We start from the raw sequence: 23,819 nt of genomic DNA on the forward strand, positions 1-23,819 counted from the left end.
GAGTTTTGAGTTTTGAGTTTTGAGTTTTGAGTTTTGAGTTTTGAGTTTTGAGTTTTGAGTTTTGAGTTTTGAGTTTTACATTCGCTATTTACCCTTCGCCATTCGCTATTCACCTCTCGCCCCTCGCCCTTGCCTTTTCTTATGGATATCGAGCCTTTCTTTGATAACTGGTGCTACTTGAGAACTGAGCTAGGGTGGCTGGATCGGGTGTTGGCGACAGCGGTGGCACGGCAACGCAAGGACACGAAGGAGATTGAACAGGTGGCACGATCGCAGGCAGATCGGGTAACGAGCCACTGGTGGAAGGGGATTGTGAGTTTGGAAGGGACGATTTCATCTGACTCGCCTGCGGATATGCCCCGCAAAGGTGGCAGTGGACTGAGCTATCAGCAGCAGATGGAAGCAAAAATTCGAGTGAGTCAGCAGCATGGAGTTGCCTTGGGTTTGCCGACCCTGTGCCAACGGTTGAGCCTGACTCCTTTTGAGAAAAATGTCGTGTTGATGGCGCTAGCCCCAGAAGTAAGTCGGCGCTATAGCAAACTCTATAACTTTTTGCAGGAGTCGAATCAAAGCGCTGCCTCTGGCTTGCCGACGGTTGATTTAGTGCTACGGCTTTTGTGTCGTAATGATGGGGAATGGAGATCGGCGCGGCTGGCATTTGCAACAGACGCAACGCTAATTCAACGCGATATTTTAAGATTACCAACCTCAAGCACAGAGCCGTTTTTGGAGCATCCGATCAAGTTAACCAATCAAATTGTTGAATATTTGCTAGCCGATCAGCCTGATGTCACAACGCTCGATCGCTGGCTCCAAAAAAACGATGCTCTTAGCGTTGAACCTCCTTTGCCTGCTTTGAATTTAGATACTTGGAAGCCTGAGAATCTGAAATCTGGTGTAGACACAAACACAGTTTTGCAGATCAATCCGACCCTAGAAGAATCGCTATGGTCGAAGCTCGTGTTACCCGATGCGCTGCTGGCTTTGGTGAAGCATTTGGGCGATCGCATTCAGTATGCTCAATCGGTGGATCAGCAATGGGGTTTTCAAACGGGGGATACCGCAGATTCTTTGGGCAGCGTCGTACTGTTTGTAGGGGAAAGGGGAACGGGAAAAACCACCGCTGCGAAAGCGATCGCTCAACAGTTACAGGTTTCCTTAAGATCAGTTGATTTAGCGTGCCTTAACTTAGTTGAACACCGCCAGTTGCTCTTGGATTTAATCGCTGAGCCACCTACTGTATTACTACTGAAATCGGCTCACTGTTGGCTGGGGAGAGATGCTGTTCTGGCAGCACTACAGCCATTTTTGGCGGCGCGACATCGGGCGATCGCACTAACAATTTTTGCTACTGAGCGCAAGGAATTGATTAAACCAAGCTGGCAGCAGCACATGAGCCAGATTTTAACTTTTCCAAAACCCAACCGAGCCAATCGTTTGACGTTATGGCAAGAAGCTTTTCCAGCCCAAATATCGTTAGCAGATGATATCGACTGGAACGCCTTAGCGCGGTTGCCCTTAAGGGGTGGAGAGATTCACGCGATTGCCCGTGACGCAGCAATTTGTGCAGCGGCGAGTCATTCTGTTTCAATTGCAATGGCTGATTTACGGCAGGCGTGTCGGTTTAAAGGCATTAAGCTATAGTCGATAATCATTTGCTAAAAATCCTTTGCTAAACCTGCCCGTACAGGTATTTTGTTTTCTAGAAATCTCCATATTTCAGCTATAAAAACGCGGCGGGGTCGGTGGGTTCGCCATCTCGACGAACTTCAAAATGCAGGTGAGGTCCAGTGGAAAGCCCGGTTGAACCCACAGATGCGATCGCCTGTCCGCGCTGAATAGTTTGACTTTCTTCCACATATAGTTCACTAGCGTGAGCATACAGCGTCGTCATATTGCCGCCGTGGTCAAGGATTACCGCGTTGCCGTAACCGCCATACCAGCCAGCAAAAAGCACCGTGCCGCGATCGGCGGCGTGAATGGTGGTGCCATAATCTGCGCCGATATCCATTCCAGAATGAAACCGTTCGTAGCCTAAGACTGGATGCATCCGCCAGCCAAACCCGCTTGTGATTTCTCCTAAACAGGGCAAAATCAGTTGCCCCGTGCCGCGAAAGGCAATGTTGTAACGATTTTGAGCCGCGTAACGTTGGATCAGCAGGCTGATCGTACCGGAATCTTGCTCTAATTGCGATTGAGCAGTTTCCATGGCGCGGCGATCGCTTTTGAGCCGATCAATCGAAGTTTTTTGGTAGGCAATTTGTCCTTCTGCATCTGCTTTTTGTGCCAGAAGTTCTTGAGTTAGTAGCCCTACTTTAGTTTTCTTACGCTCCACTGCATTCCGCTGGCGATCTAGGCGATCGGCATCGGTTTTGAAAACTGCTAACCGTTTGCGATCGCTTTGATATAAGCGCTTAAGCTGAGAACGCCGATCTAAAAATTCATTCAAATTTTCGCTTTGGAGCAACACCGCCCAGCCGCGATCTAGCTTTTGGCGCTGCAAAAATTGTAGACGAGCAATTGTGGAAAACCGTTTTTGGCGGTAGCCTTGCTCAGCAGCAGCCAGTTTCACCTCTAATCCTTGCAGTGTTTGAATCGCAGTTTTTAGCTGAGTTTCGGTTGCTTGTAGTTGGCTTTGAGTGACTTTAATATTTTTTTGCAGTCCTTTTAGCTTGCCCTGCTCAATGCTTTCCTGAATTTTGTTTTGAGTCCGATTCTGATTAAGCTGCGATCGCTGCTGGTCTAATTCTTGTTGATGACGCTGCAAATCTTCTACAGATGCCTGCGCCAAATAGTGCCCCGAATTAGGTATCGCTTCGACTGGCATTGCGATCGCTAGATTGATCATCAACACCCCGACTGCAATCGCCCACTGACAGATCGTCCGCCTGACCCTCGAAACCCGACACCTAACACCAAATCTTTCCTGTTTCAAAATCGGGTTCATCGTCTCAATTGCGAAAAGCACCCTGGAATTCTACTCACCTACTGCAAGAATGGCGCAAACTTCGCAATTCCAAAATCTGTAGATTAACGAAAAATTAACAGATATTTTTGTAGAGTTCAGTACCATCACTTAAAGGCTTAAGCCGTTTTAAGAACAAGATTCAGTAATTTCATTAGTCTATTCAGACAATTGACCCAAAAAACTTATTAATAATATACATACAATGTGAAAAAGCTAGCGGGACTTTAGGTAAGGCGTATGATGTTTCCAAAATTGTTGACTGAACGAATGATTCACCCATTCAACTTTTATGTGGATGGCGAGGTGCGCCCCGGAATACGCTATCAAAGTGATTTGTATGGACTATTTCAGGAGTTCAAATTGGAGCAGCGGTTAGATATTTATCCGATCGCGACTGAATTATTACAAAAAGGCATCCCAATCGTCGTTACAGCATTTCAACAACGCTACAGAGTATGGGTGAAGATGCGATCGCCCACAACACTCAATCCCCAGCTTTCCAGCCATCAAGCGATTCAGCAGCGTTAGTCAGCCTCACAATCAACCCACCTAAAGATCAACTCATCTAAAAGATCAATTTTTTACTAGCTACGCGGTTGAATAAACTTACGCACACTGTACTCCGCCGTTGCAACAATATTGTAAGTGTTCTCATCAAAGGCTTGACTAAACTGCTTCTCAGTGGCATTCAAGTACTCTTGCGGAATCGACTTCCACGCCTCGCGAGTTTCCCAATGAATCACTAACGTCACTTCTTGAGGAGCTTGGGGACTAATCCATACTTCCTTTCCTAAAAAGCCGGGACACTTGGCTAACGCAGCCGTCCAAATTTCCTCATCTTTTTGAATAAAAGCTTCCCGTAACTCTTCCGCCACTTGAAACTTCAGCCACTCAATCACCATAGGTCAATCTCGATTTAGTTTCATAGGGCTTTAGGTAGTGTACAACTTGCTCCATGCCGTAATAGTGCCAACTCCGCACTTTCTAAATTCCAAATTCTGAACTCTCAATTCCATACTTTTAAGGTTGGGTCTGATTCACAGGAATCTCAATCATAAATTCAGTGCCCAAGCCCACCTCAGAAACACATTCCAACCGTCCTTGATGTTGGTTGACAATGGTTTGATAGCTCACTGTGAGACCTAAGCCGCTGCCCTGTCCAATTTCTTTAGTCGTAAAAAAGGGATCGAAAATTTGGGATTGAATTGATTGAGGAATGCCGGGTCCATTGTCGGTAATGATGATGCGAACCTTGGTAGGTTGCAGGGCTGTCGCTGAGACTAGATCCGTTGCGATCGCGATGGTTTTCTGTCCTTGCCAGTTTTTGAGCGCTTCGGCGGCATTCAGCAAAATGTTCATCATTGCTTGGTTTAACTGCTGTGGATAGCAGGTTACCAGCGGTAACTGTCCATAGTTTCGGATCACCTGAATCTCGTCATTAAACTGACTGCGTAAAAACAACAGTGTACTTTCCAGTCCTTCATGAATATCCACAAGCTTACAGTGGGCTTCATCCAATCGGGCAAAGTTTCGCAGTGAGAGAACAATTTGGCGAATGCGATCGGCTCCCGACTTCATAGAATTCAAAATTCGGGGGAGATCTGCCAACAGAAAATCAAGCTCAATGGCTTCTTCTCGCTGCTGTAACGTGATGCTTTGCTCACCCTGCTCTTGATAAGAACGGAGCAAATCGGTGAGATCTTGAACGTAATTTTCCACGTAGGGCAGGTTGCCAGAAATGAAGTTGATTGGATTGTTAATTTCGTGGGCAACTCCTGCTACCACGCGCCCCAAACTTGACATTTTCTCGCTTTGAATCAGTTGAGTTTGAGTCAGCCGCAGTTGGTGTAGCGTTTCGACTAAATGCTTTGCCTGTGCCTCACTCGCGGCTGCCTGCTGTTGTGTTTGGGCATATAAATGAGCTTGCTTAATTGAAATTGCTAGCTGATCGGCAACTGCTTGAGCTAGTTTTTGGTCATTCTTTGACCAGTATCGCACTTGAGTACACTGGTTCAGATACAAAATGGCGTAGAGATCAACCCCTGCCTGCACCGGAATGACTAAGGACGATTTGATTTCTGCCTGTTGATACTCTGGGTTGTTTTGCCCAATTCGGGGATCTTGGCTCACATCGGCGATCGCCACAGGGCGACGATTTTGAATCACCCACTGAGTAATGGGACCGCTCAGGTCAAACTCTACAACGGACGGTAGAAACGGCGGTCGGCAAACTTCATACAGATGTTTTTCTCTTAAAATAGACTGCCGAGTAATAGGAGTATGCAGGTATTCCGCCGGGGCTGCGGGAGCGGGTGAATTGAGATCGTCCACTAAATGAACCAGGCAGCGATCAATCGCAAGGGCGTTTAACAACTGGGCGATCGCGCCTTTTAAAATTGTTTCCAGTTCAAAACTTTGACGAGTTTGTGCCGTGATGCAGTTCACCAAGCGTTCTCGTTGTGCCTGCTTTTGACTTTTCTCATACAACTGCGCCTGTCCAATGGCGATCTCAAGCTGTTGAGCGATGGATTGTAACAGTTCCACTTCGGCAGATGACCATCGCCGGGGCTGCTCTGAAAAACAGGCAAGGAAGCCAATTGATCCCGCTTGCATGGTTAGGGGGACTAGCACGTTAGCAATGGAGCCAAAAATGGGGGACTTTGGGCGGCGGACTGAGCGAGGCATAAACGGCTGTATCCACGCGCTGATTCGCGATCGCGCGGCTCCATGATTAACCACCAGTTCTCCCCGGACAATCGCGTCGGCTAAGCTGCCAAAGGTTTCCATAGGGTAATAGCCTAGGCTAGACGGTTTAAGCAGTGTTTGAGTATCATGAATCCCAGACTTTCTAGAGGGGGCGCTTTCACACATAATTTGAACGCGATGGGTGTCGTGAAAGTACCAGAAAAAACTACAGCGATCGACCTGCAATAAATCGGCAACTTCGTCTACGGCAGTTTGTAAAACGACTTTTAGCTCTAACGAAGTGCGGATTCGGTCAATGACTCGTCGCAGTATCGTGTTGTGCGATCGAGGCAGCCAGAATCGGCTCAATGAAGATCCCAACTTCAGGCGATCAGAAAAAGGCACAGCGATCGACAAAAAAACCATAGTTATTTCTAAAAAAGCAGGCTTGATTTACAGAAACTTATCCCAAGGTAGATACCATTCCCTATCATCTGGATGATTTTCGATCAGGTTTGTAGTGTAGGCTATCAAACTAGCGCTGTCAGACCTAGATTCATTAAATAGCAACTGTCAAATCTCAGCGATACTGTTTAAGGATTGCCCATCTCTTCTTTCTTTCGCTCATGCTTACCTTATGAAGTTGCTTCAGTTTAGTACCTCACACTATTGCCGTAAAGCTCGATTAGCCCTAGGCTACAAGCAAATTTCCTACACTGTGGAGAACTTGACACCGGGTTTACATGCGCTGCGCTTAAAGCCTTTAACGGGGCTAACCACACTGCCCGTCTTGCTGCCTGAACAAGACAGTTTACCCACAGCGATCGCCGACTCTACCCAAATTCTCCACTTTTTGCAAACCTATCAACCAGAGCCATCCTATGAGCTACCCGATCCGATCTTGCAATCCCAAGCCTGCCTGTTAGAAGACTGGCTAGATGAAAGCATTGGCGTTGCGGCTCGGTTTGTTTACTACCAGTTTCGATCGCAAGAGGGCAAACCGCTTGATCCATCCCTTGCCAGCCAGTTGGTTATTCAAGTCGTGCGCTGGCAATATGGCATTAACACCGCCGTCGTAGATTTAGCCGCTAAACGCTTAGACATCGCCTTAACAGAGCTTGCCTATCGCTGGAAACAACCTTACTTGGTTGGCAATCAGTTTAGTGTGGCAGATATTGCCGCCGCCGCCCTACTGAGTCCCCTTGCCCGAATTCCTGTTTATTGTCAAACCTATCCCTGGTTATTTGAGCGAATTGTTGAAGTGCATCACCGCTGTGCAGAATCGCTGCCACCTGGCTTAGAAACTGCTTCTTGCTAACCTGCTAAAAATTGTTGATTTTCAGTCTCTTGTACCGTTGTGGGTAACTCCAGACAATAGCCAGCGCCATAAACGGTTTTGATGTAGCGCGGGTGGCGTGGGTCTGGTTCTAATTTAGTCCGCAGATGACGCACATGCACCCGAATCGTTTCAATATCGTCGTTTGGATCGTAGCCCCAGACCTCTTTAAGAATTTCACTGGGAGAAACGGTTTGCCCGTGGCGCTGAAGTAAGCAATGCAGTAGTTCAAATTCTAGATGGGTCAGTTTTACAGTGCGATCGAACCAAATTGCCTCAAATCGCTCAGGCACCAATGTGAGCGGTCCATAGTTCAAAATCTCGCTATGTTTGGCGGCTTGGGGAATGCGATCGGTGCGGCGCAGCAATGCCCGAACTCGTGCCAGCATCTCCTCTAGTTCAAAAGGTTTTGTCAGGTAATCATCAGCACCGGCATTAAAGCCATCGACTTTATCCTGGGTTTGTCCGAGCGCAGTCAGCATCAGCACGGGAATATCAGCAGTGCGCTCGTCTCGCCGAAGGCGCTGGCAAACCGTAAAGCCATCCACTTTGGGCAGCATGAGATCCAACATGATCAAATCGGGCTGAATTTGCAATGCCATCGCTTGCCCTTTAATGCCATCTGGAGCCTGATTGACATCATATCCAGCCATTTCCAGGTTGACGGCGACTAATTCAGAAATTGCAGGGTCGTCATCAATGACGAGTATCCGAGGCATCATCAAGTAAGGTAATTTACTGAGGGTGTACTAAGGAATTCTAGAAACTGCGGATATTTTATGGAAACTATACGCAAGGTTTTTAATATTTCTAAACAACAAGATTCTGTCACAATTCTTTTGGTTTTGGTTAACAAATTTACTTGGACTTGGCGATCGCGCTCAATTGTCCAACCTTAAACCCTCGGATAGATTGTGACTTGGCTGCGATAGGCTGAATGCGGTGCCCCTTTCTCAAGAATTGGATGATGGCTTCACTTTGGATAAGTTTACTATTAGGGCTGGCACTGCTGCTAGCGCTTGGCATGATACTGCTGTATTTGGGCAAGCTGCGATCGGCAGCAACCTCTGCTCCTCGGCTTCTAGTCACACCGTCAAATACTTCACTCTGTCCACCTGCCAAGATTTCAGTAATTATCCCAGCTTACAACGAAGCCGATAATATTGCAGCCTGCATTACGGCTGTTTTAGCCAGTTCTGGTAAATCAGCAGATTGGTTAAAAGTTTGGGTTGTGGATGACCAATCGACCGATGATACCTTGGCGATCGCCCAAAATTTGCAGGCAACCCTTGCCGATCCTCGCTTAGAAGTGATTGCTGGAAAGCCCCGCCCCGCCGATGAAACGTGGGTGGGTAAAAACTGGGCGTGTGTGCAGGCAGTGGAGCAAGCAAGCGGGGATTTTTTGCTGTTCCTAGATGCCGATGTGCGGCTGAAACCCGGTGCAATTCCGGCGGCGTTAGAGTTTGTGCAGCGATCGCAGATTGATTTGCTAACCTGTTGGCCCACTTTGGTGTGTGGCTGTTTAGCGGAGTGGTTAGCCCAACCGCTAATTGCTGGCATCTTGGCAGTAGGACTAGACTTTGCTCAAATTAACGATCCCCACTCTGAAACCGTTTTTGCGGTCGGACCCTTTATGCTGTTTCGGCGGACGGCTTACGAGCAGATCGGCGGACATCAAGCCGTTGCCAGTCAGGTCGTAGAAGATGTGGAGCTAGCGCGGTTGATTAAGCAAAAAGGGTTGGTGCTGCATTGTGGTTTAGGGCATGAGTTGGGCACCCTGCGAATGTATCCATCAGGGGCGGCACTGTGGGAAGGCTGGACAAAAAATTGGTATCTCGGCTCCCAGCGAAACTTGGGATTAACGCTACAAACAGCGCTGTTGATGTTTTGGATGTGTACGATCCCTTGGTTAGCCGCGATCGCTCTTTTACTCAAGGGATCGCTAACCGGATTCACACCATTCGATGGACTTGCGATTGCCCTTGCCTTTGCTACTATCCTGTTGCACTACCCAATCCGTCGCGCGATCGCTCAACTATCCGCCATTCCACCCCGCTACTGGTGGCTCACTGGTTTGGGGGGAGCCTTCGTTACAGCCATTATCCTTGGCTCTATCATTAAAACCGAAACAGGCTGGGGCTGGACTTGGCGCGGCAGATCCCTCAAAGGAGCCTGACGAATTACGAATGGCGAATTACGAAGTTCGCACTCGCTATTTCCATACTTGCCACGCCCATGAAACTCGATTGAGTGTTTGACACACCACTAAACTATTTCGCACTCCCTAACGCGATCGCAAGCTGATACAAAATAGGTGCCATCAGCAAGGCGGGCAAAAAGGCGGCAATCCGAATTTTAGCGATGTCTAGCAGGTTGAATCCAATTCCTAGAATCATTAAGCCGCCTACGCCAGTAGTCAATAAAATGGGCGGTGCAGTCGCTGGGTCAGGGATAATTTGGGCGAGGGTGCCTGCCAATAAAGACAAACTTCCTTGGTAAAGCAAAATCATGAATGCAGAAAATCCCACGCCTACGCCAAAACTGCTGGTAAAGGCGATCGCAGCTAATCCGTCCATGGTGCTTTTGAGCAGCAAAATCCGATTGTCACCCGTCAGCCCATTACTCAAGCTGCCTAAAATTGCCATCGGTCCCACGCAAAACAGTAAACTAGCCGCAACAAAACCCTCGGTAAACGTGCTGCCGCCGCTGAACTGGTGCTTCAGGCGATCGCCCAGTGTCATCAGCCGTTCTTCAATCTGTGCCCATTCACCCAGCAAGCCCCCAACCACCAACGCAATCAACCCTAAAATGATGCCATCAAATAAACCTGCTTGCACTTTGGTTAAATTTTCCGCCATTGTGAAGCCTAAAAAAGCTGTGAGCAACCCCACCCCCTGAGTAATCACGGTAATCATTCTAAAGGGCAAGCGACCCCGCAGTAGTGAACCAGCCGCCGTTCCCAATGCGATCGCTAGAACGTTGATCCAGGTGCCGCTCGTCCTCGTCCAAAAATCTAAAGTCACCCATTCCGTTCCGCTACAATTCCTCCAAGTTAGCCGATACCCTCCACTTTGGCATTCGACTCTGGCAGCGGTCTACCTTTCGGCTCTGGCAAGGTTGGGCGTAGAGGCGCGTAGGGCATGGGGATGTATTGCACAGAGGGTTTACCGCCCTGCGCCTGCGGATACAGTTCCATCAGATCATAAATGCTGCGGGGCAACCCAGCGGAGACTGGTAAACCCAGACTAGTCGCTTCTTCAACCGTAATCGGGTAATCGTGGGTCACTTGCCCAGTCGTCAGCGCTTCAATAATTGACTCAACCTTTTCGGGGGCGATTTTTTGCGTGGGTACATCATCCATCAGCAGGGTACGCACAAATCGCTGCACCTGCTGAATTGCCTTACGAGACAGATCCGCCATGATCAACATTTCGTCGCCGATTCTGTCCACGTTTTTTTGGTCTACTACTTTGAGAATGCTAGCAGCCGGAAAGTTGCCTAACTGGGGATCAACCGGACCCAAAACCGCATTCGCATCCATCACAATTTCATCGGCAGCCAGTGCCAGCATCGTACCGCCGCTCATGGCGTAGTGAGGCACAAATACCGTTACCTTCGCAGGATGGCGAATCAGCGCTCTAGCAATCTGCTCGGTTGCCAGCACCAAGCCGCCGGGGGTATGCAAAATCAAGTCGATTGGCACGTCCGGTGGAGTTAGCCGAACAGCGCGAAGAATTTGCTCGGAATCCTCAATAGTGATGTAGCGGGAAAGTGGGATACCCAAGAGGCTTAGCGATTCTTGCCGATGGATTAATAAAATAACTCGGCTGTTGCGTTGCTGTTCAAACTGTTTTAATGCCTGCACTCGACGCGCTCCGACTTGATACTTTTGCAAAAGAGGTTGCAAAGAGGAAATGGCTAGAAAAACCCAGAACAAATCGAAAAAATTAAAATTCACTGCAACCTCACTCCTGAACTATGTGGATTGTGCGCTTACATTATTTCAAGTTGCTGGAAAAAACTCTCTACCATTTTGCAGAATCCAGGATCGGTTCTTCTTTTTTCTACTGCTTCCTGTTGAAAAATTCTTTTATTAGTAGTTGAAGCTAGTTCTCAAGTAGTTATAAGATAAAAATTGGCTTTTTACAGGTATCTTAAAATATGATGCTGTAATTGTTACTTTTACTTGAGGATGACAATGGTTTCTATTCAATGGCTTAAACTAGCTGCTGGCGCTACTTTTATCAGTTTTGTTAGCTTTAATGCGGCGGTTTCTTCAGCTTCTTTGTTCGGTAATAGTGCGATCGCAACTGAGCCAGTAGCCCTTCAGTTTCAGTCTTCTAGTGCATTTAGTAATCAACTACTTGCTCAGGCACAAACGAAAAAAATAAGAATCGTGTTTCCAGGGCGAGCAGATGCCACGGATCTAAAAACTAAAGTTGATGCTGTCGCTAGCTTTTTAAGCCGTCAAATGGGAATGCCTGTGGAGGGAGTGATTGCCGACGATACAGCAGCCGTGGAAGCATTGCGGGCAAACCGAGCCGATGTGGCGTTTTTGAGCAGTCGCCCTGCTTTGAAGGCGCAACAGTTGGCAAATGCCAAGCTATATTTGGCAGAAGTGCGACCTAACTATTCGGGTGGGCATACTTACCGCTCTATTTTCGTGGTGCCGAAGGATAGCCCGCTTAAAACGAGAGGTTCTAACACTCAAACGCTACAACAACTGCGCGGCAAGAAAATGGCTTTTACTTCTCCCACGTCTGGTTCTGGGTTCATTTTTCCGGTGGCTGAGATGGTGAAACAAGGGCTGGTGCCCAACCGCGATCGCGTCAAAGATTTCTTCGGACAGGTCGCCTATGGCAATGGATATAGCGGTGCCCTTCAAGCGGTGTTGCGGGGTCAAGCCGATGTAGCAGCCGTCTCTGAATACACCTTAAGACCGCCTTACATCACTGCAGAAGAGGCTAAAAAACTACGGGTGCTGGCGTTTGTTTCTAATGTTCCGGCGCACGGGGTGGCGATCGATGCTGATATGCCAACAGCGACTCGCAATAAGCTGATCAATGCCATGATGAAGCTGAATGAGCCTGCCAATAACAAACTACTCAAAGATTTGGGCAATGCGACAAACTTGGTGCGTGTGGATCACGATCGCCATCTAAGCCCGATGCGTGAGGCGCTTAAGCGTGCAGGAATCGAATAATCCGCTAGCAGCGATTGTCTGCCAAAACCTTCAAACTGCTTACCTAGCAGCGTTGCAGCGTCCCATTTTAAACCGGGTTAATTTCACGATTCAAATGGGAGAATTTGTCACCCTGCTGGGTTTGAATGGGGCAGGAAAATCAACCCTATTGCGATCGCTCGTAGGCTTAGTGCCCATTCACCAAGGCAGCGTGGCGATCGCTGGTATACCTTTGTCGTCGCGCAATTTACCGCAAATTCGACAAAAAATGGGGATGCTGTTTCAAGGTGGCGGCTTAATTCCGCAGTTGTCGGCAGTGGATAATGTCCTTTGCGGACGCTTGGGGCATGTATCCAGTTGGCGCACCCTCACCGGGTTTAGCAACCGCGATCGCCGCCATGCCCTAGAGCTATTGGATCAGTTGGGGTTAAAAGACTGGGCATCTCAAAAAACGAGCCGTTTGAGTGGCGGCCAGCAGCAGCGTGTGGCGATCGCCCGTGCCTTGATCCAATCGCCCAAAATCCTGTTGGTCGATGAACCGATCGCTGGACTTGATGTGTTAGCCGCGCAGCAAGTTATGGATACATTGGCGCAGTTGAACTACGACGGGATCACGATTGTGGCAGTGCTACATGAGTTAGCGATCGCTGCCAACTATGCAGAACGGGCGATCGTTTTAGATCAGGGCACAGTGATTCATGATGGGTCTCCCCATCAGCTTTCAGGGCACTTCCAAACGCAGGCATCAGGAACATGAAGGATTTAAAGCACTTTTGGCAGCGTACCGCATGGCTCAGGTATCTCCTGAGTGGAGTCGGTGTTGTGCTGGTTTATGGCTGGGCATTGCGAGGGCTGCAAGTTGACCTGGAATTGCTGAGAACCAGTGTTCCCTATGTGGTCGATTTTATTTCGCGCCTATTTCCGCCTGATTGGAGCGTTCTGGATGTGGCAGGGAAGGCGCTGGTAGAAACCATCCAAATGTCGCTGTGGGGCACCACGATCGGGGCGATTTTGTCGGTGCCGATCGCCGTTCTCTCTGCCCAGAATTTAGCGCCCCGCTGGATACAGTTGTTTGCTAACCTGCTGCAAAACCTGGTGCGATCGGTGCCCTCGATCGTGCTGGGGTTATTATTTGTTGCTGCCACGGGTTTGGGTGCCCCCGCTGGAACCTTGGCATTAGGCATTTACACCATCGGTTATCTGGCAAAGTTCTATCAAGAGGCGATCGAGTCGGTGGAGCGGCGATCGCTCGAAGCCCTAGAAGTTTCTGGAGCATCTTGGCTGCAAGTGGCTCAATATGGCATTTTGCCCCAAATTTTGCCCCTCAGCTTAGGCTACACCCTCTATATGTTTGAATACAATATCCGCGCCGCTTCCGTGTTGGGTGTAGTCGGCGCGGGAGGGATTGGCTTTGAACTAGTCAGCTACATTCGCGGGTTTGAATATCCTAAAGCCACCACCATGATGCTGGTGCTATGGGTCGTCGTCACTGTGATTGATGCGCTCAGTAGCCATCTCCGTCGCCGTTTGGAAGCCGATTAAACGGGTATAAAGAATGCGACAGATCTTAGTTAAGACCATGATTGGGTAAAGCTTTCAAAACTCAAAACTCAAAATATCTCCTAGGTCGACGCTACGCGAACAAAACTCAAAACGGGATTACACTTCATCCCGCACTTCCTTAATACTAGTTTTGCGCTCCAAAATTTCTTTCAATACCAACGTCACCAGCGCCAACAACGCCAGCAATACAGCGGCAGAAAATGCGGCTTCAGTTTGATATTGCTTGTAAGCATCTTCCACAAACAGCGGCAAGGTTTGGGTTTTTCCAATAATATTGCCCGACACCACCGACACTGCGCCAAACTCGCCCATCGCTCTGGCATTAGTTAGCAGCACACCATACAACAATCCCCAACGGATATTGGGTAAGGTAATCCGCCAAAAAGTCTGCCAACCGTTTGCTCCCAGAGTCTTTGCGGCTTCTTCTTGCTCTGCACCGGCTTCTTCTAATACTGGAATGACTTCGCGGGCAACAAATGGAATCGTGACAAATGCCGTTGCCAAAATCATTCCTGGCAACGCAAAGATAACTTTGAGGTCATATTGCTCCAAAAATGGACCAAACCAGCCATTGCGACCATAGAGCAAAACAATCATCAGCCCTGCCACCACGGGAGACACAGAAAACGGCACATCTAAAATGCTGATGACAAAGGCACGTCCTCGAAAATGCTTGCGGGCAATTAGCCACGCAGCACACAATCCAAACACGGTGTTAATGGGAACTACAATCAGGGCAATGATCAGAGTGAGATTGACGGCGGTTAAAAAATTTGCCTCGATTAGATTGGCAAAGAAAGGTGCCCAGCCTTTAGCAAATGCCTGTACAAACACGTTGATGGTTGGGATAAACAGGATTAGGGTTAGGTAGGCGATCGCAATTCCAATCAAAACACCTGAGACCCAGGGGCGATCTCGCGACACAGTAGTGGATTTAATCGAGCCATGTAGATCAGAAGACGAGTCTAAATTAGATGTCATAACGGCGACCCCAAGCTTGCAATAAATTGATCAAGAACAGCAGGATCAGCGAAATAGTCAACAACACTGCTCCAATGATGGTTGCCCCGGAGTAATCGTATTGCTCCAACCGTTGGAAGATTAAGACCGGAGCAATCAAATCTTGAAAGGGCGTATTGGAGGCGATGATCACCACTGAACCATATTCTCCAACCGCACGAGCAAAGCCCAGAGCTACTCCCGTTAAAATGGCAGGCATCAGCGGAGGCAATACAACGCGCCAAAAAGTTTGAAATTGAGAAGCCCCTAACGACCAAGCCGCTTCTTCGATCTCTTTTTCCAATTCTGCTAATACGGGCTGAACCGTGCGAACCACAAAAGGCAAGGAAATCAACAGCATGGCGATCGCAATCCCCGACCGCGTGAAAGCGATCTTAATGCCCAAGGGTGCCAGTAAAGATCCAATCCAGCCGTTATCGCTGTATACCGTCGCCAAAGTCAAACCCGCAACCGACGTGGGTAACGCAAACGGCAAATCGACAGCCGCATCAATCACCCGCTTCAACGGAAAGGTATACCGCGTTAACACCCAAGCGATTAGCGTACCAAAAAGACCATTAATGAGCGCCGCCCCAAACGCAGTCACAAAGGTCACTTCGTAGGCAGATAACGCGATCGGACTGGTTGCCACTTGCCAAAATTTTACGGGTCCCTCACTGGCTGCCTTCAAAAAAAGCGCCGCAGTGGGCAGCGCCAGCATAAAGAACAAATAGCCTGCTGTAATGATCCAAAGCCAGGGAATCCGCTTGAAGAAACCCCAGAAGCGCTGCCCCTGAGATATAGCTGAAGTAGAAGACGCAGTCATGAATAGTTCAAACCAGAAGATTAAGAATAAACGCTATCTTAATCTACTTAAGTCTGATAGGAAAACCGTATTTAATAGCAATTAGAAGAATTAACCCAATACCCAAGTTTATGTTCTGGAATGTTCGGAGACATGATCGCGTTAGAAAGCATCGACTTTAGCTGTGAGATCGCCCTTCTCTATGAAAATGTCACCTTTGAGGAAGCAGGTAGTTTGTAAATGTGCGGCGGCGTTTAATCCTGTCCGAGCTTAAGCCAGCTAAAAATTTGAACGGGTGTAATCACTAGAGTCCGCTTGTCGAGAATGGGCAAGGGCTGTTCACCGACATACAGCCGAGGCGTTTGATTGGGGGCAAAGGTCAGGATCGAGCGATCGCTGGCATCAATCAACCAGCCTAATTGAGTGCCATGATTTAGGCAATGCAAAATTTTGTCGATGACTGGGTTGGCGCTTTGGTTAGGCGACAGAATTTCAATCGTCCAATCGGGTGCCACAAACACATCATCGGTCGGTTCGCCCACTGCATCAAATTCAATCGTTTGCCAATCCAATACAACTAGATCCGGCACCAGGGAGCGATCGCCAAACGTGCAGCGTAATTCTGGAAAAGCAAATGCCAGCTTTTGAGATTCTGCAACCTGATTGATTGCCGCAGCGAGTTTAGCTTGAATAATGGAATGCTTACTCTTTGGCATTGGTTTTTGGATGATTTTGCCACTGACAAATTCGCTGGCAGGTTTAGTTTCTGGCAGGGCAAGAAATTCGTTGAGCGTCAGGGTTTTGGTAGGGGTTGCAACCATATTGACTTGCCAAAATGTTGTAAGTCTAGCCTATCGTGCGAACTGACAAAAGCCCTTCGAGCATCCAAGAAACAGCGCTTACGCTATCGCGGTTAGTTTTAAGACGGTTGCTTCTCCTAAAAGAGAAGGGCGCTGAAAGTCTTGTTCCCTCTCCTTTGGGAGAGGGCTAGGGTGAGGGCAGTCTTTGTCGCCCTTACTTGCGTCCTAGCAACTTATCGCGCAGATGTTTAATTTTGTCGCGAAACTCGGCGGCTTTTTCAAACTCCAGCTTTTTCGCCGATTCTTTCATCTGAGCTTCCATTTGGACGATGATGTCCGGGATATTTTCCATCGGAATCTCACTAGCATGAACGTAAACCTCTTCCAGTTCATTTGCCTTGAGTCGGCGAGACACATCCAAAAACTTGAGAATGGAGTTGTTTTGCCGTTTGATGATGGAATAAGGCGTGATGCCGTTGTCTTCGTTGTATTTGCTCTGAACAGCGCGGCGGCGTTCTGTTTCAGAGATCGCTTTTTCCATGCTCTTGGTCATGTTGTCGCCATAGAGAATCGCCTTGCCGTCCACATGACGCGCTGCTCGTCCGATCGTTTGAATCAGCGATCGCTCTGCCCGCAAATAGCCTTCCTTGTCCGCATCCAAAATGGCGACCAGGGAAACCTCCGGTAAATCCAATCCTTCCCGCAGTAAGTTCACCCCAATCAGCACATCAAAATCCCCTTCCCGCAGCCCTTGCAAAATTTCAATCCGCTCAATCGAGTTGATTTCAGAATGGAGGTAACGAACCCGAATGCCGCGCTCTTGAAAATATTCCGTCAGATCTTCCGCCATCCGCTTAGTCAGAGTCGTCACTAAAACCCGCTCATCTTTAGGCACTCGCTCTTGGATTTCGCCAAATAGATCATCCACTTGCCCTTGAGTCGGACGCACAAAAATTTCTGGGTCGAGTACGCCCGTTGGACGAATGATTTGATCGACAATGTGATCTTCAGAAATCTCTAGTTCCCACTCGCCCGGAGTCGCAGAGACAAACACACATTGGTTCACCTTCTCCCAAAACTCCTCGGCTTTGAGCGGGCGATTATCGGCGGCGCTGGGTAAGCGGAACCCATGCTCAATCAGTACGCCTTTACGGGATTGGTCGCCGTTATACATGGCGCGCAGTTGGGGAATGGTGACGTGAGATTCGTCAATCACTAAGAGCCAATCTTTGGGAAAATAGTCGAGCAGGCATTCAGGGGATTCTCCCGCTTTCCGTCCGGCGAGGTGCCGGGAATAGTTTTCTACGCCGTTGCAAAAGCCCACTTCTCGCAAAATTTCCAGATCGTAGCGGGTGCGTTGTTCGAGTCGTTGGGCTTCTAATAACTTGCCGTGAGTTTCCAAAAACAGCAGGCGATCGCGCAGTTCTTTTTCAATATCGTCGCAGGCTTCCTTCAGCCGATCCTCTGGCGTAACAAAGTGACGAGCGGGGTAAATATTCACGCCGTCCATGCTTTGTAACGTGGTGCCCGTCACCGGATCGATGTAGCGAATCGCTTCAATTTCGTCGCCAAAAAACTCAACTCGAATAATCCGATCTTCGTAAGCCGGACCAATTTCCAGCACATCGCCCTTAATCCGAAACCGACCGCGCCCTAACTCTAAGTCGTTGCGGGTATATTGGACTGAGATTAAATCCCGAATTGCTCCCCGCAGGTTAATTTCTTCCCCGACTCGCAGAGGAATCGCCGCTTTCAAATATTCCGAGGGAATCCCCAAACCATAAATGCAGCTAATAGAGGCAACTACAATCACATCCCGCCGCTCAAACAGCGATCGCGTTGCCGAGTGCCGCAACATATCAATTTCTTCGTTAATCGATGAAGTTTTGGCAATATAAGTATCGCTAACAGGAATGTAGGCTTCGGGCTGATAGTAGTCGTAATAGCTGATGAAATATTCAACGGCATTGTCTGGAAAAAACTCGCGCAACTCATTACACAACTGCGCTGCTAGGGTTTTATTGTGTGCCAAAACCAGAGTGGGTCTACCTAGCGTGTCGATCACTCGCGCCATCGTGTGGGTTTTACCCGTTCCGGTTGCGCCTAACAAAGTCGTGTAGCGGTTGCCAGCGTTAATGGATTCCAGAATTTGGGCGATCGCTTTGGGCTGGTCGCCTGCGGGTTCAAACGGAGCTTGAATATCGAACTGCGCCATAGTTCAAAAAATGTGGAGTATGGAGATCAGGAGCGGAATTTAAGTTTTGAGTTCGGACGGAGGTGTTTCTTCTGTTCTTTTTTCCCTTTTTCTAATCCCCAATATGCTTTTCCAGTGTAGCGATTTCCACGTTTTTCAGGGTGCCTCAATCCTTGTGGAAAGCCGAATTTTTTACGGAAAGCTGAATTTTCTATCTGAATTTTCTATCTATAGAGTGATTGGCTTAGTCGCCCAAATTGAGTAAGACTGAGCAAGTGATTCTTGTAACTGGGAGACAAATATGGCTGCAAAAACACCGCTTGAGGGAACTGAACTGGTCGATTGCGCTCGTGCTAATGCTAAGCAAGGCAGCGAAACGGCTGCGGAATTATGCGGGTATGGAAGTGATCTGAATCGCTTCAAACAAGCTGTGAAGCAAGCTTGTGAGCAGATGGGCGTGCAGTTTAATGAATTGACCGATCTGACGAAAGAGGATTCCAGCCTTTTGGAAGTAGAGGGCGAAATTGTGGCTCCCGATTCTGCTGGACAACTTTGATTGAGACTTGTGAGGGCGATGTGCCGCTGGATTTAGCGGTTGCCCTACGCGATATCTACAGTGAGGCTGAAACCTGAAACCTGCCACTTTATTTTCCTCAAGTGTCGCCTTTGGAACTAGAGACAATCTCTTCCCTCTGTTAGGCTGGAGGCGCTTGATAGGGTGAGGATAATGCACAAGTTATTGACAGGATCGCTAACGGTCGAGCATTTGCGGGTGTCGATCGCCAATTTGTCAGCCCATCTTCAGGGTTTGCGGTTGGTGCAGCTTTCAGATTTTCACTTTGATGGAATTCGATTATCGCCCAGTTTATTAGAGGAAGCGATCGCGGCTAGCAATGCTGCCCAACCTGATTTGGTAATGCTAACCGGAGACTTTATCACCGATGATCCGGCACCGATTCATGATTTAGCACGGCGGCTCACAGGTTTGAAAAGCCATATGGGAGTGTATGCAGTGTTAGGAAATCACGATATTCGCTATCGACATTCTCGTTCAGAAGTTGCCAAGGCGCTTGAGGATTGCAATATTCGAGTGCTGTGGAATCAAATCGCCTATCCCGTGGGCAAAGAATTAGCGATCGTGGGATTAGCAGACTATTGGTCATCGGAATTTTATCCTGTGCCTGTATTTCAACAGCTTGATAGTCTGACTCCTCGGATTGTACTATCTCATAATCCCGATACTGCTGAGATCCTGCAAAAATGGCGGATTGATCTTCAGTTGTCTGGTCATACCCACGGGGGACAGGTGTTTGTTCCGGGAATGGGTAATATGGCGCATCGCCTTTCAGAGTTTTATCGAAACTTGCCGCAGCCAGTGAAGCGATATGTGCCGTTGCTCAAGCAATGTGCCTGCACGATGAAGCATTGGGAATGGGCGCAGGGATTACATGTTGTGGGAGACAATCAACTGTATGTCAACCGGGGACTTGGCACCTATTTACCCGGACGGCTTTGGTGTCCTCCAGAAGTGACGGTCATTACGCTTGTTTAAGCTATTGTTTACCTCAAACAAAGCTACGCCAATACAAGCTACGCCAATACAAAGTTAAACGCTGCTTGATTTTTAGGCTGAGTGGAGTTCATCCGCAACAGTAATACCGGGTTAAACAAACCATCGGATGCGTTGCCTGCTTCACTTGGGAAAAAGAGTTGGGTGGTTAAAATCGGCTGATTAGCTGCTTGAACAGAAACATGGATATGCCGTACGCGACCAGGATAAAGTCCTGGCACAATTGTTTCCAACCTGTAGCGTCCTTGAGAGTCGGTAAACTGGTGCCCACGCAGTTTATAGCCTGAGTTGTCGTAGTTGCCAGCCTGATCCGCTTGCCAAAAATCGACTAGCGCACGGGAAATAGGCTGACAGGTTCTATTGGTTACCTTTCCAATGACAATCAGCTTAGTGCCATTGATGCCAGATTCAATTAGAGAATTGCGTTTGGGTGAGTTGGGTGTGTAGAATGGTCCAGCAGTGCGGGAAGGTGTGGGACGATCGCCTTTGCCACAGGCTGGAGTGATTGCCAGTAATGGATTGGTCACCAGACTAGATTCATCGGTTCCCTGAGTCAATGATTGATGGCTACCCATTGCGATCGCGCCAGAGGCGATCGTCAATGATCCTATTTGCAAAAACTGTCGGCGTGTTTGTAACGGCTGCATTTTATTCTTCCTGTTCTTACTGCTATTCCAACTCTCCCTTTCTAAGGTTTACCGCGAGATTTTGATTTTAGGGTGGCGGTGCCTGCGATCGGGAGGACTAGTCGGCTTGTATTGCGCCCATCTTCTAGTTTATAAAAGTTAAATTCGCCCCCGATTTGTTTCATTAAGGCTTGGCAAATCAACAGGTGTAAACCGGGCGGATGATCCAAAATGGAGGGTGCTAGCCAGTCGATGCGCCCTGTTTCTAGTTCTGTAAACAAGCGGGATTCAACCTGTCCACTGTCCGTAATAGATAGCTCAAACCAGCGCGTATCAATTTGACGACACCAAAGATCAATCCGTCCACCCACACTCGATCGCAAGCAAGCATCCAGCAGCACCTCATAGAGCATTAGCTCGATTTTGGGAATATCGCCGCCAATATTGATGTTTGTTTCATCGTGAACCTGCGACCAAAGTTGCCGTTCTTTGATCACGCTATCAACCCGCTCTAAGGTTCGTTTTAGCAACGTAATTAGGGTGATACAGGCGGTTTGGATCTGAAATTGCCACTGCTCAGCCGCAATAACTTCGTTTACGGACGCGATCGCATCTTTTAACTGCCGTAAAATCTGCTGCTGCCGGGTGGCAAAGAGTGGTTCTTTTGGGGCACCCAGTTCGTCTAACCGCTTCAATCCAGTTTCCACTGAGCGCTGCACATCTTCTAGTCGGCGATGTTTATACCAATTGAGGCGCTCTAGCTCTAGACGCTGAGTGGTGAGTTGTTGGGTCAAGCTCAGATATCGTCTTGTCCAGGCGAGTTGATTGGCGAGAATGCTAAAGGTGTCGATGTGGCGGTCTGCCCAGCGGCGTTCGGCTTGATCGACGACGATTAAAATTCCAGTGGGTTGATGTTCGGGTGCTGTCCGTAGGGCGATCGCAAGGATCTGACCAATGCCAGCGCCATGAAGCCAGCGCCGACTGTTCATAGGTAGATCTGCCACACTAAGAGGCACCACGCCTTCCTTTTCTAGCGTCCACTGCACTAAAAAGTCGGTATGAATTGGAATAGCAGTCTCAACATTCGCCGCAAAGCGATCGCTTTGCGGTGGTGAACTGATCAATTTGGCATCGGTCTGACCGGGAGTCCATGCGACTAATAGCGCTAAGGGCACCTCCATCACTTTTGCCACTTGTTGCAACGCAGAGTGTTCTAACAGAGTGGGATCATGGGTTTGCTGCATGGCGGTCAAGCCCCACTGCATCGACTGGCTCAGGGTTTGGAGTTGTTCAGTTTGGCGTTGCAGTTGCCACTGGTGCAGGATAAATCCAATTTGTTGACTGACGACCTTCACTAACTCTCGCTCCACTCGATTCCAGCCACGGGGCGCTTCATGCCCAACCACAATCAGCCCCTCTAAGGGTTGCCCAATGGAGGTGCTGCACAACACAAGCGATCGCACGCCTGCTTCAAGAAAGCGATCGCGCCATGCTAGCAGCTTGACATCGGTATCCAAATTTTCGATGCTAATTGCCCCCGTGCTTTTTTGCACCATTTTTAAATCCGTGTTGCTGAGGGCTTCTAGCAATGGCGCAAAAGGACGGCGATTACTCGGATGATTTTGATAGGAGACTTCAAACTCCTTGAGGTCTTTTTCATAGAGCAGCACCAAAAAACGTTCCACTTTAAGCCGTTTGCACAAAGTATCCGCAGCGTTTTTCAGGGTGTTTTTCCAATCTTCTTCGCTGTAAATAGACCGAGCAATTTCAGAGGTTAGTTCGCGATCGAGCCGAATTTGGGCGATCGCGCTTTCCATTTCATCTAAGGGAGCCGTGAGCGCAATCATTTGAGCAGCCCCCCGAATGAAGTTTTTCTCGTTTTCCGTCCAGATGCGGGGCGTGTTGCCTTCCACGGCTAGAAAGCCCAAGAGTTCATTTTGATACAAAATGGGTGCAGCCATCAGCGATCGCGCCTTAATTTGCTGCATCAATCGGCTCGTGGCATCGGCTTTAAGGGAACTGTGCGCCTCGCCAATCGCAACAATCTGATCGCCCATCAGCGCTTGATAAAACCCATTAATCTCTTGTACCGTGATGCCCGAAGTCAATTGATTGGCTTCTTTAAACCCCACAGTCCGTTGACGATTGCCCAACCTGCGCCAAAAATAACGGCGTTCGCGTTCATACCAATAAATGTTGGTGCGGGTCGGCTGAATAAATGCGTGAGTTTCTTCGACCACCGCTTCGAGGCGCGGTCCTAATCCAGAGAGCGATCGCATTTGGGTTAACAACTGCAACAGCGGCACATCCGGATGTTTCGTTTGTTGCCGCTGCCACTCGGTCTCAATCTTAAATAATGCGGCTGCCAGTTCACCCAACAGCATCGATAACCGCGCTTTTTCATCTGATCGCGGAGAGATGCCCCAAGCCGTAGAACCCAACAGCGCCACGCCATAGCAAAGGTCACGGTAGCGAATAGGAAAAATCACAGTGCCTTGAATCCCAGACTTTTGGGCTGCTTTTCGCCAATCTCCGCCCCGAAGTTCTTCGCGCAAATCGGGCACTGCTAGCGCCCGCTGCTGAATCACCACTTGCTCTAAAATATCGCCCGGTTGTAGGTTAAACCGCTGCTTCAGAAAGGATTGATCACCGACAGGAATCATGCCACCCTTGCCAAACAGCCGATGCTCTAGGCGATCGTACAAACCCACCCACACCAAGCTGTAATCAAACTCAGTTTTGAGATAATTCAGCACCGTATCAATTAAAACATCAGAATTTTCTTCTTCCCGCAGCGTTTGCAGGATTCTCCCTAAAGCAACCAATTGCTTATCGTAAGACTGCGGCTCTTTGGGCTGAACCATTTCGATTAGAGGTTCCTGTGAGATAACGGGCGCAATATAGTAAAACACACCCAGCGCAGAGTTTTTCAACAACTCCCTAGGTTTTGCACTGTATTTAAGCTGAACCTTCACTCAATCCTCGTTAGGATGTCAGCTTTTAGTCAGGTGCTACTAATAAAGACTGTACCCTTATCACAGAGCCTTGATGACATTCTTGCTACCATCCTATTCTAGGTGCTGTATATCCT

The 23,819-nt window shown here is 48.6% G+C and carries 21 protein-coding genes; 9 read left to right on the forward strand and 12 right to left on the reverse strand.

Annotation, left to right across the window (positions count from 1 at the left end):
* The first annotated feature begins 141 nt into the window (after positions 1 to 141).
* Entirely contained in the window at positions 142 to 1,644 is a 1,503-nt protein-coding gene (locus AB3R30_RS21780; RefSeq protein WP_458651312.1) for an AAA family ATPase, read from the forward strand.
* 79 nt (positions 1,645 to 1,723) lie between these two features.
* On the opposite strand, the gene AB3R30_RS21785 is transcribed toward AB3R30_RS21780, so the two are convergent.
* A complete protein-coding gene (locus AB3R30_RS21785; protein WP_458651343.1) occupies positions 1,724 to 2,848 on the reverse strand; it encodes a murein hydrolase activator EnvC family protein in 1,125 nt (374 codons plus the stop codon).
* Positions 2,849 to 3,205: 357 nt separating this feature from the next.
* Here AB3R30_RS21785 and AB3R30_RS21790 point away from each other — a divergent pair, with 357 nt between their 5' ends.
* Positions 3,206 to 3,496, forward strand: a complete 291-nt coding sequence (locus tag AB3R30_RS21790; RefSeq protein ID WP_458651313.1) for a hypothetical protein — start codon at positions 3,206 to 3,208, stop codon at positions 3,494 to 3,496.
* A gap of 56 nt (positions 3,497 to 3,552) precedes the next feature.
* Here the strand turns inward: AB3R30_RS21790 and AB3R30_RS21795 are convergent, their stop codons facing one another.
* Together AB3R30_RS21795 and AB3R30_RS21800 are read right to left on the reverse strand one after the other, a co-directional pair.
* The gene (locus AB3R30_RS21795; protein WP_458651314.1) at positions 3,553 to 3,870 is read right to left on the reverse strand and encodes a TIGR03792 family protein; all 318 of its coding nucleotides are present in this window, start codon (positions 3,868 to 3,870) and stop codon (positions 3,553 to 3,555) included.
* 118 nt (positions 3,871 to 3,988) lie between these two features.
* Entirely contained in the window at positions 3,989 to 6,079 is a 2,091-nt protein-coding gene (locus AB3R30_RS21800; RefSeq protein ID WP_458651315.1) for a GAF domain-containing protein, read from the reverse strand.
* A 211-nt stretch (positions 6,080 to 6,290) separates the two neighbouring features.
* Between AB3R30_RS21800 and AB3R30_RS21805 the strand changes: the two genes are divergently transcribed.
* Entirely contained in the window at positions 6,291 to 6,971 is a 681-nt protein-coding gene (locus AB3R30_RS21805) for a glutathione S-transferase family protein (RefSeq protein WP_458651316.1), read from the forward strand.
* Here the strand turns inward: AB3R30_RS21805 and AB3R30_RS21810 are convergent.
* Positions 6,968 to 7,708, reverse strand: a complete 741-nt coding sequence (locus tag AB3R30_RS21810) for a response regulator transcription factor (protein ID WP_458651344.1) — start codon at positions 7,706 to 7,708, stop codon at positions 6,968 to 6,970. The two genes, AB3R30_RS21805 and AB3R30_RS21810, sit on opposite strands and share 4 nt — an antisense overlap.
* A gap of 245 nt (positions 7,709 to 7,953) precedes the next feature.
* Between AB3R30_RS21810 and AB3R30_RS21815 the strand changes: the two genes are divergently transcribed.
* Positions 7,954 to 9,165: a glycosyltransferase family 2 protein gene (locus AB3R30_RS21815; RefSeq protein ID WP_458651317.1), complete on the forward strand. Its 1,212-nt coding sequence runs from the start codon at positions 7,954 to 7,956 to the stop codon at positions 9,163 to 9,165.
* 94 nt (positions 9,166 to 9,259) lie between these two features.
* Here the strand turns inward: AB3R30_RS21815 and AB3R30_RS21820 are convergent, their stop codons facing one another.
* Together AB3R30_RS21820 and AB3R30_RS21825 are read right to left on the reverse strand one after the other, a co-directional pair.
* Complete coding sequence (locus AB3R30_RS21820; protein WP_458651318.1) at positions 9,260 to 10,012, reverse strand: DUF554 domain-containing protein; 753 nt, start codon at positions 10,010 to 10,012, stop codon at positions 9,260 to 9,262.
* A gap of 29 nt (positions 10,013 to 10,041) precedes the next feature.
* The gene (locus AB3R30_RS21825; protein ID WP_458651319.1) at positions 10,042 to 10,947 is read right to left on the reverse strand and encodes an SDH family Clp fold serine proteinase; all 906 of its coding nucleotides are present in this window, start codon (positions 10,945 to 10,947) and stop codon (positions 10,042 to 10,044) included.
* Between the two features lie 240 nt (positions 10,948 to 11,187).
* On the opposite strand from AB3R30_RS21825, the gene AB3R30_RS21830 reads away from it, so the two are divergent.
* The 3 genes from AB3R30_RS21830 to phnE are packed head-to-tail and all read left to right on the forward strand — an operon-like array spanning position 11,188 to position 13,713.
* Positions 11,188 to 12,192: a phosphate/phosphite/phosphonate ABC transporter substrate-binding protein gene (locus AB3R30_RS21830; RefSeq protein ID WP_458651320.1), complete on the forward strand. Its 1,005-nt coding sequence runs from the start codon at positions 11,188 to 11,190 to the stop codon at positions 12,190 to 12,192.
* Positions 12,176 to 12,928, forward strand: coding sequence for a phosphonate ABC transporter ATP-binding protein (locus AB3R30_RS21835; RefSeq protein ID WP_458651321.1), 753 nt, complete (start codon positions 12,176 to 12,178; stop codon positions 12,926 to 12,928). Before AB3R30_RS21830 ends, AB3R30_RS21835 begins: the two co-directional genes overlap by 17 nt.
* Entirely contained in the window at positions 12,925 to 13,713 is a 789-nt protein-coding gene (gene phnE / locus AB3R30_RS21840) for a phosphonate ABC transporter, permease protein PhnE (protein ID WP_458651322.1), read from the forward strand. Before AB3R30_RS21835 ends, phnE begins: the two co-directional genes overlap by 4 nt.
* Before the next feature lie 117 nt (positions 13,714 to 13,830).
* Here the strand turns inward: phnE and cysW are convergent, their stop codons facing one another.
* The 4 genes from cysW to uvrB all read right to left on the reverse strand — a co-directional run bounded on the left by cysW (position 13,831) and on the right by uvrB (position 18,553).
* Complete coding sequence (gene cysW / locus AB3R30_RS21845; protein WP_458651323.1) at positions 13,831 to 14,715, reverse strand: sulfate ABC transporter permease subunit CysW; 885 nt, start codon at positions 14,713 to 14,715, stop codon at positions 13,831 to 13,833.
* Entirely contained in the window at positions 14,705 to 15,559 is an 855-nt protein-coding gene (gene cysT, locus AB3R30_RS21850; protein WP_458651324.1) for a sulfate ABC transporter permease subunit CysT, read from the reverse strand. Before cysT ends, cysW begins: the two co-directional genes overlap by 11 nt.
* 233 nt (positions 15,560 to 15,792) lie before the next feature.
* Complete coding sequence (locus AB3R30_RS21855; RefSeq protein ID WP_458651325.1) at positions 15,793 to 16,359, reverse strand: Uma2 family endonuclease; 567 nt, start codon at positions 16,357 to 16,359, stop codon at positions 15,793 to 15,795.
* 193 nt (positions 16,360 to 16,552) lie between these two features.
* Positions 16,553 to 18,553 carry an excinuclease ABC subunit UvrB gene (gene uvrB, locus AB3R30_RS21860; protein WP_458651326.1) on the reverse strand — a complete coding sequence of 667 codons (2,001 nt, stop codon included), beginning with the start codon at positions 18,551 to 18,553 and terminating at the stop codon, positions 16,553 to 16,555.
* Between the two features lie 280 nt (positions 18,554 to 18,833).
* Here uvrB and AB3R30_RS21865 point away from each other — a divergent pair, with 280 nt between their 5' ends.
* Together AB3R30_RS21865 and AB3R30_RS21870 are read left to right on the forward strand one after the other, a co-directional pair.
* Positions 18,834 to 19,088 (forward strand): hypothetical protein, encoded by a 255-nt coding sequence (locus AB3R30_RS21865; RefSeq protein ID WP_458651327.1) that lies wholly within the window; start codon positions 18,834 to 18,836, stop codon positions 19,086 to 19,088.
* 171 nt (positions 19,089 to 19,259) lie between these two features.
* On the forward strand, positions 19,260 to 20,084 hold the full coding sequence (locus AB3R30_RS21870; protein WP_458651328.1) for a metallophosphoesterase: 825 nt from the start codon (positions 19,260 to 19,262) through the stop codon (positions 20,082 to 20,084).
* Positions 20,085 to 20,122: 38 nt separating this feature from the next.
* Here the strand turns inward: AB3R30_RS21870 and AB3R30_RS21875 are convergent, their stop codons facing one another.
* Positions 20,123 to 20,749: a dioxygenase family protein gene (locus AB3R30_RS21875; protein WP_458651329.1), complete on the reverse strand. Its 627-nt coding sequence runs from the start codon at positions 20,747 to 20,749 to the stop codon at positions 20,123 to 20,125.
* Positions 20,750 to 20,790: 41 nt separating this feature from the next.
* Entirely contained in the window at positions 20,791 to 23,592 is a 2,802-nt protein-coding gene (locus tag AB3R30_RS21880) for a GAF domain-containing protein (RefSeq protein WP_458651330.1), read from the reverse strand.
* Between the last annotated feature and the right edge of the window lie 227 nt (positions 23,593 to 23,819).

Source organism: Sivoneniella epilithica UHCC 1019, from assembly GCF_040830845.1.
In the GTDB taxonomy this organism is placed as follows: Bacteria; Cyanobacteriota; Cyanobacteriia; order Leptolyngbyales; family Leptolyngbyaceae; genus ULC077BIN1.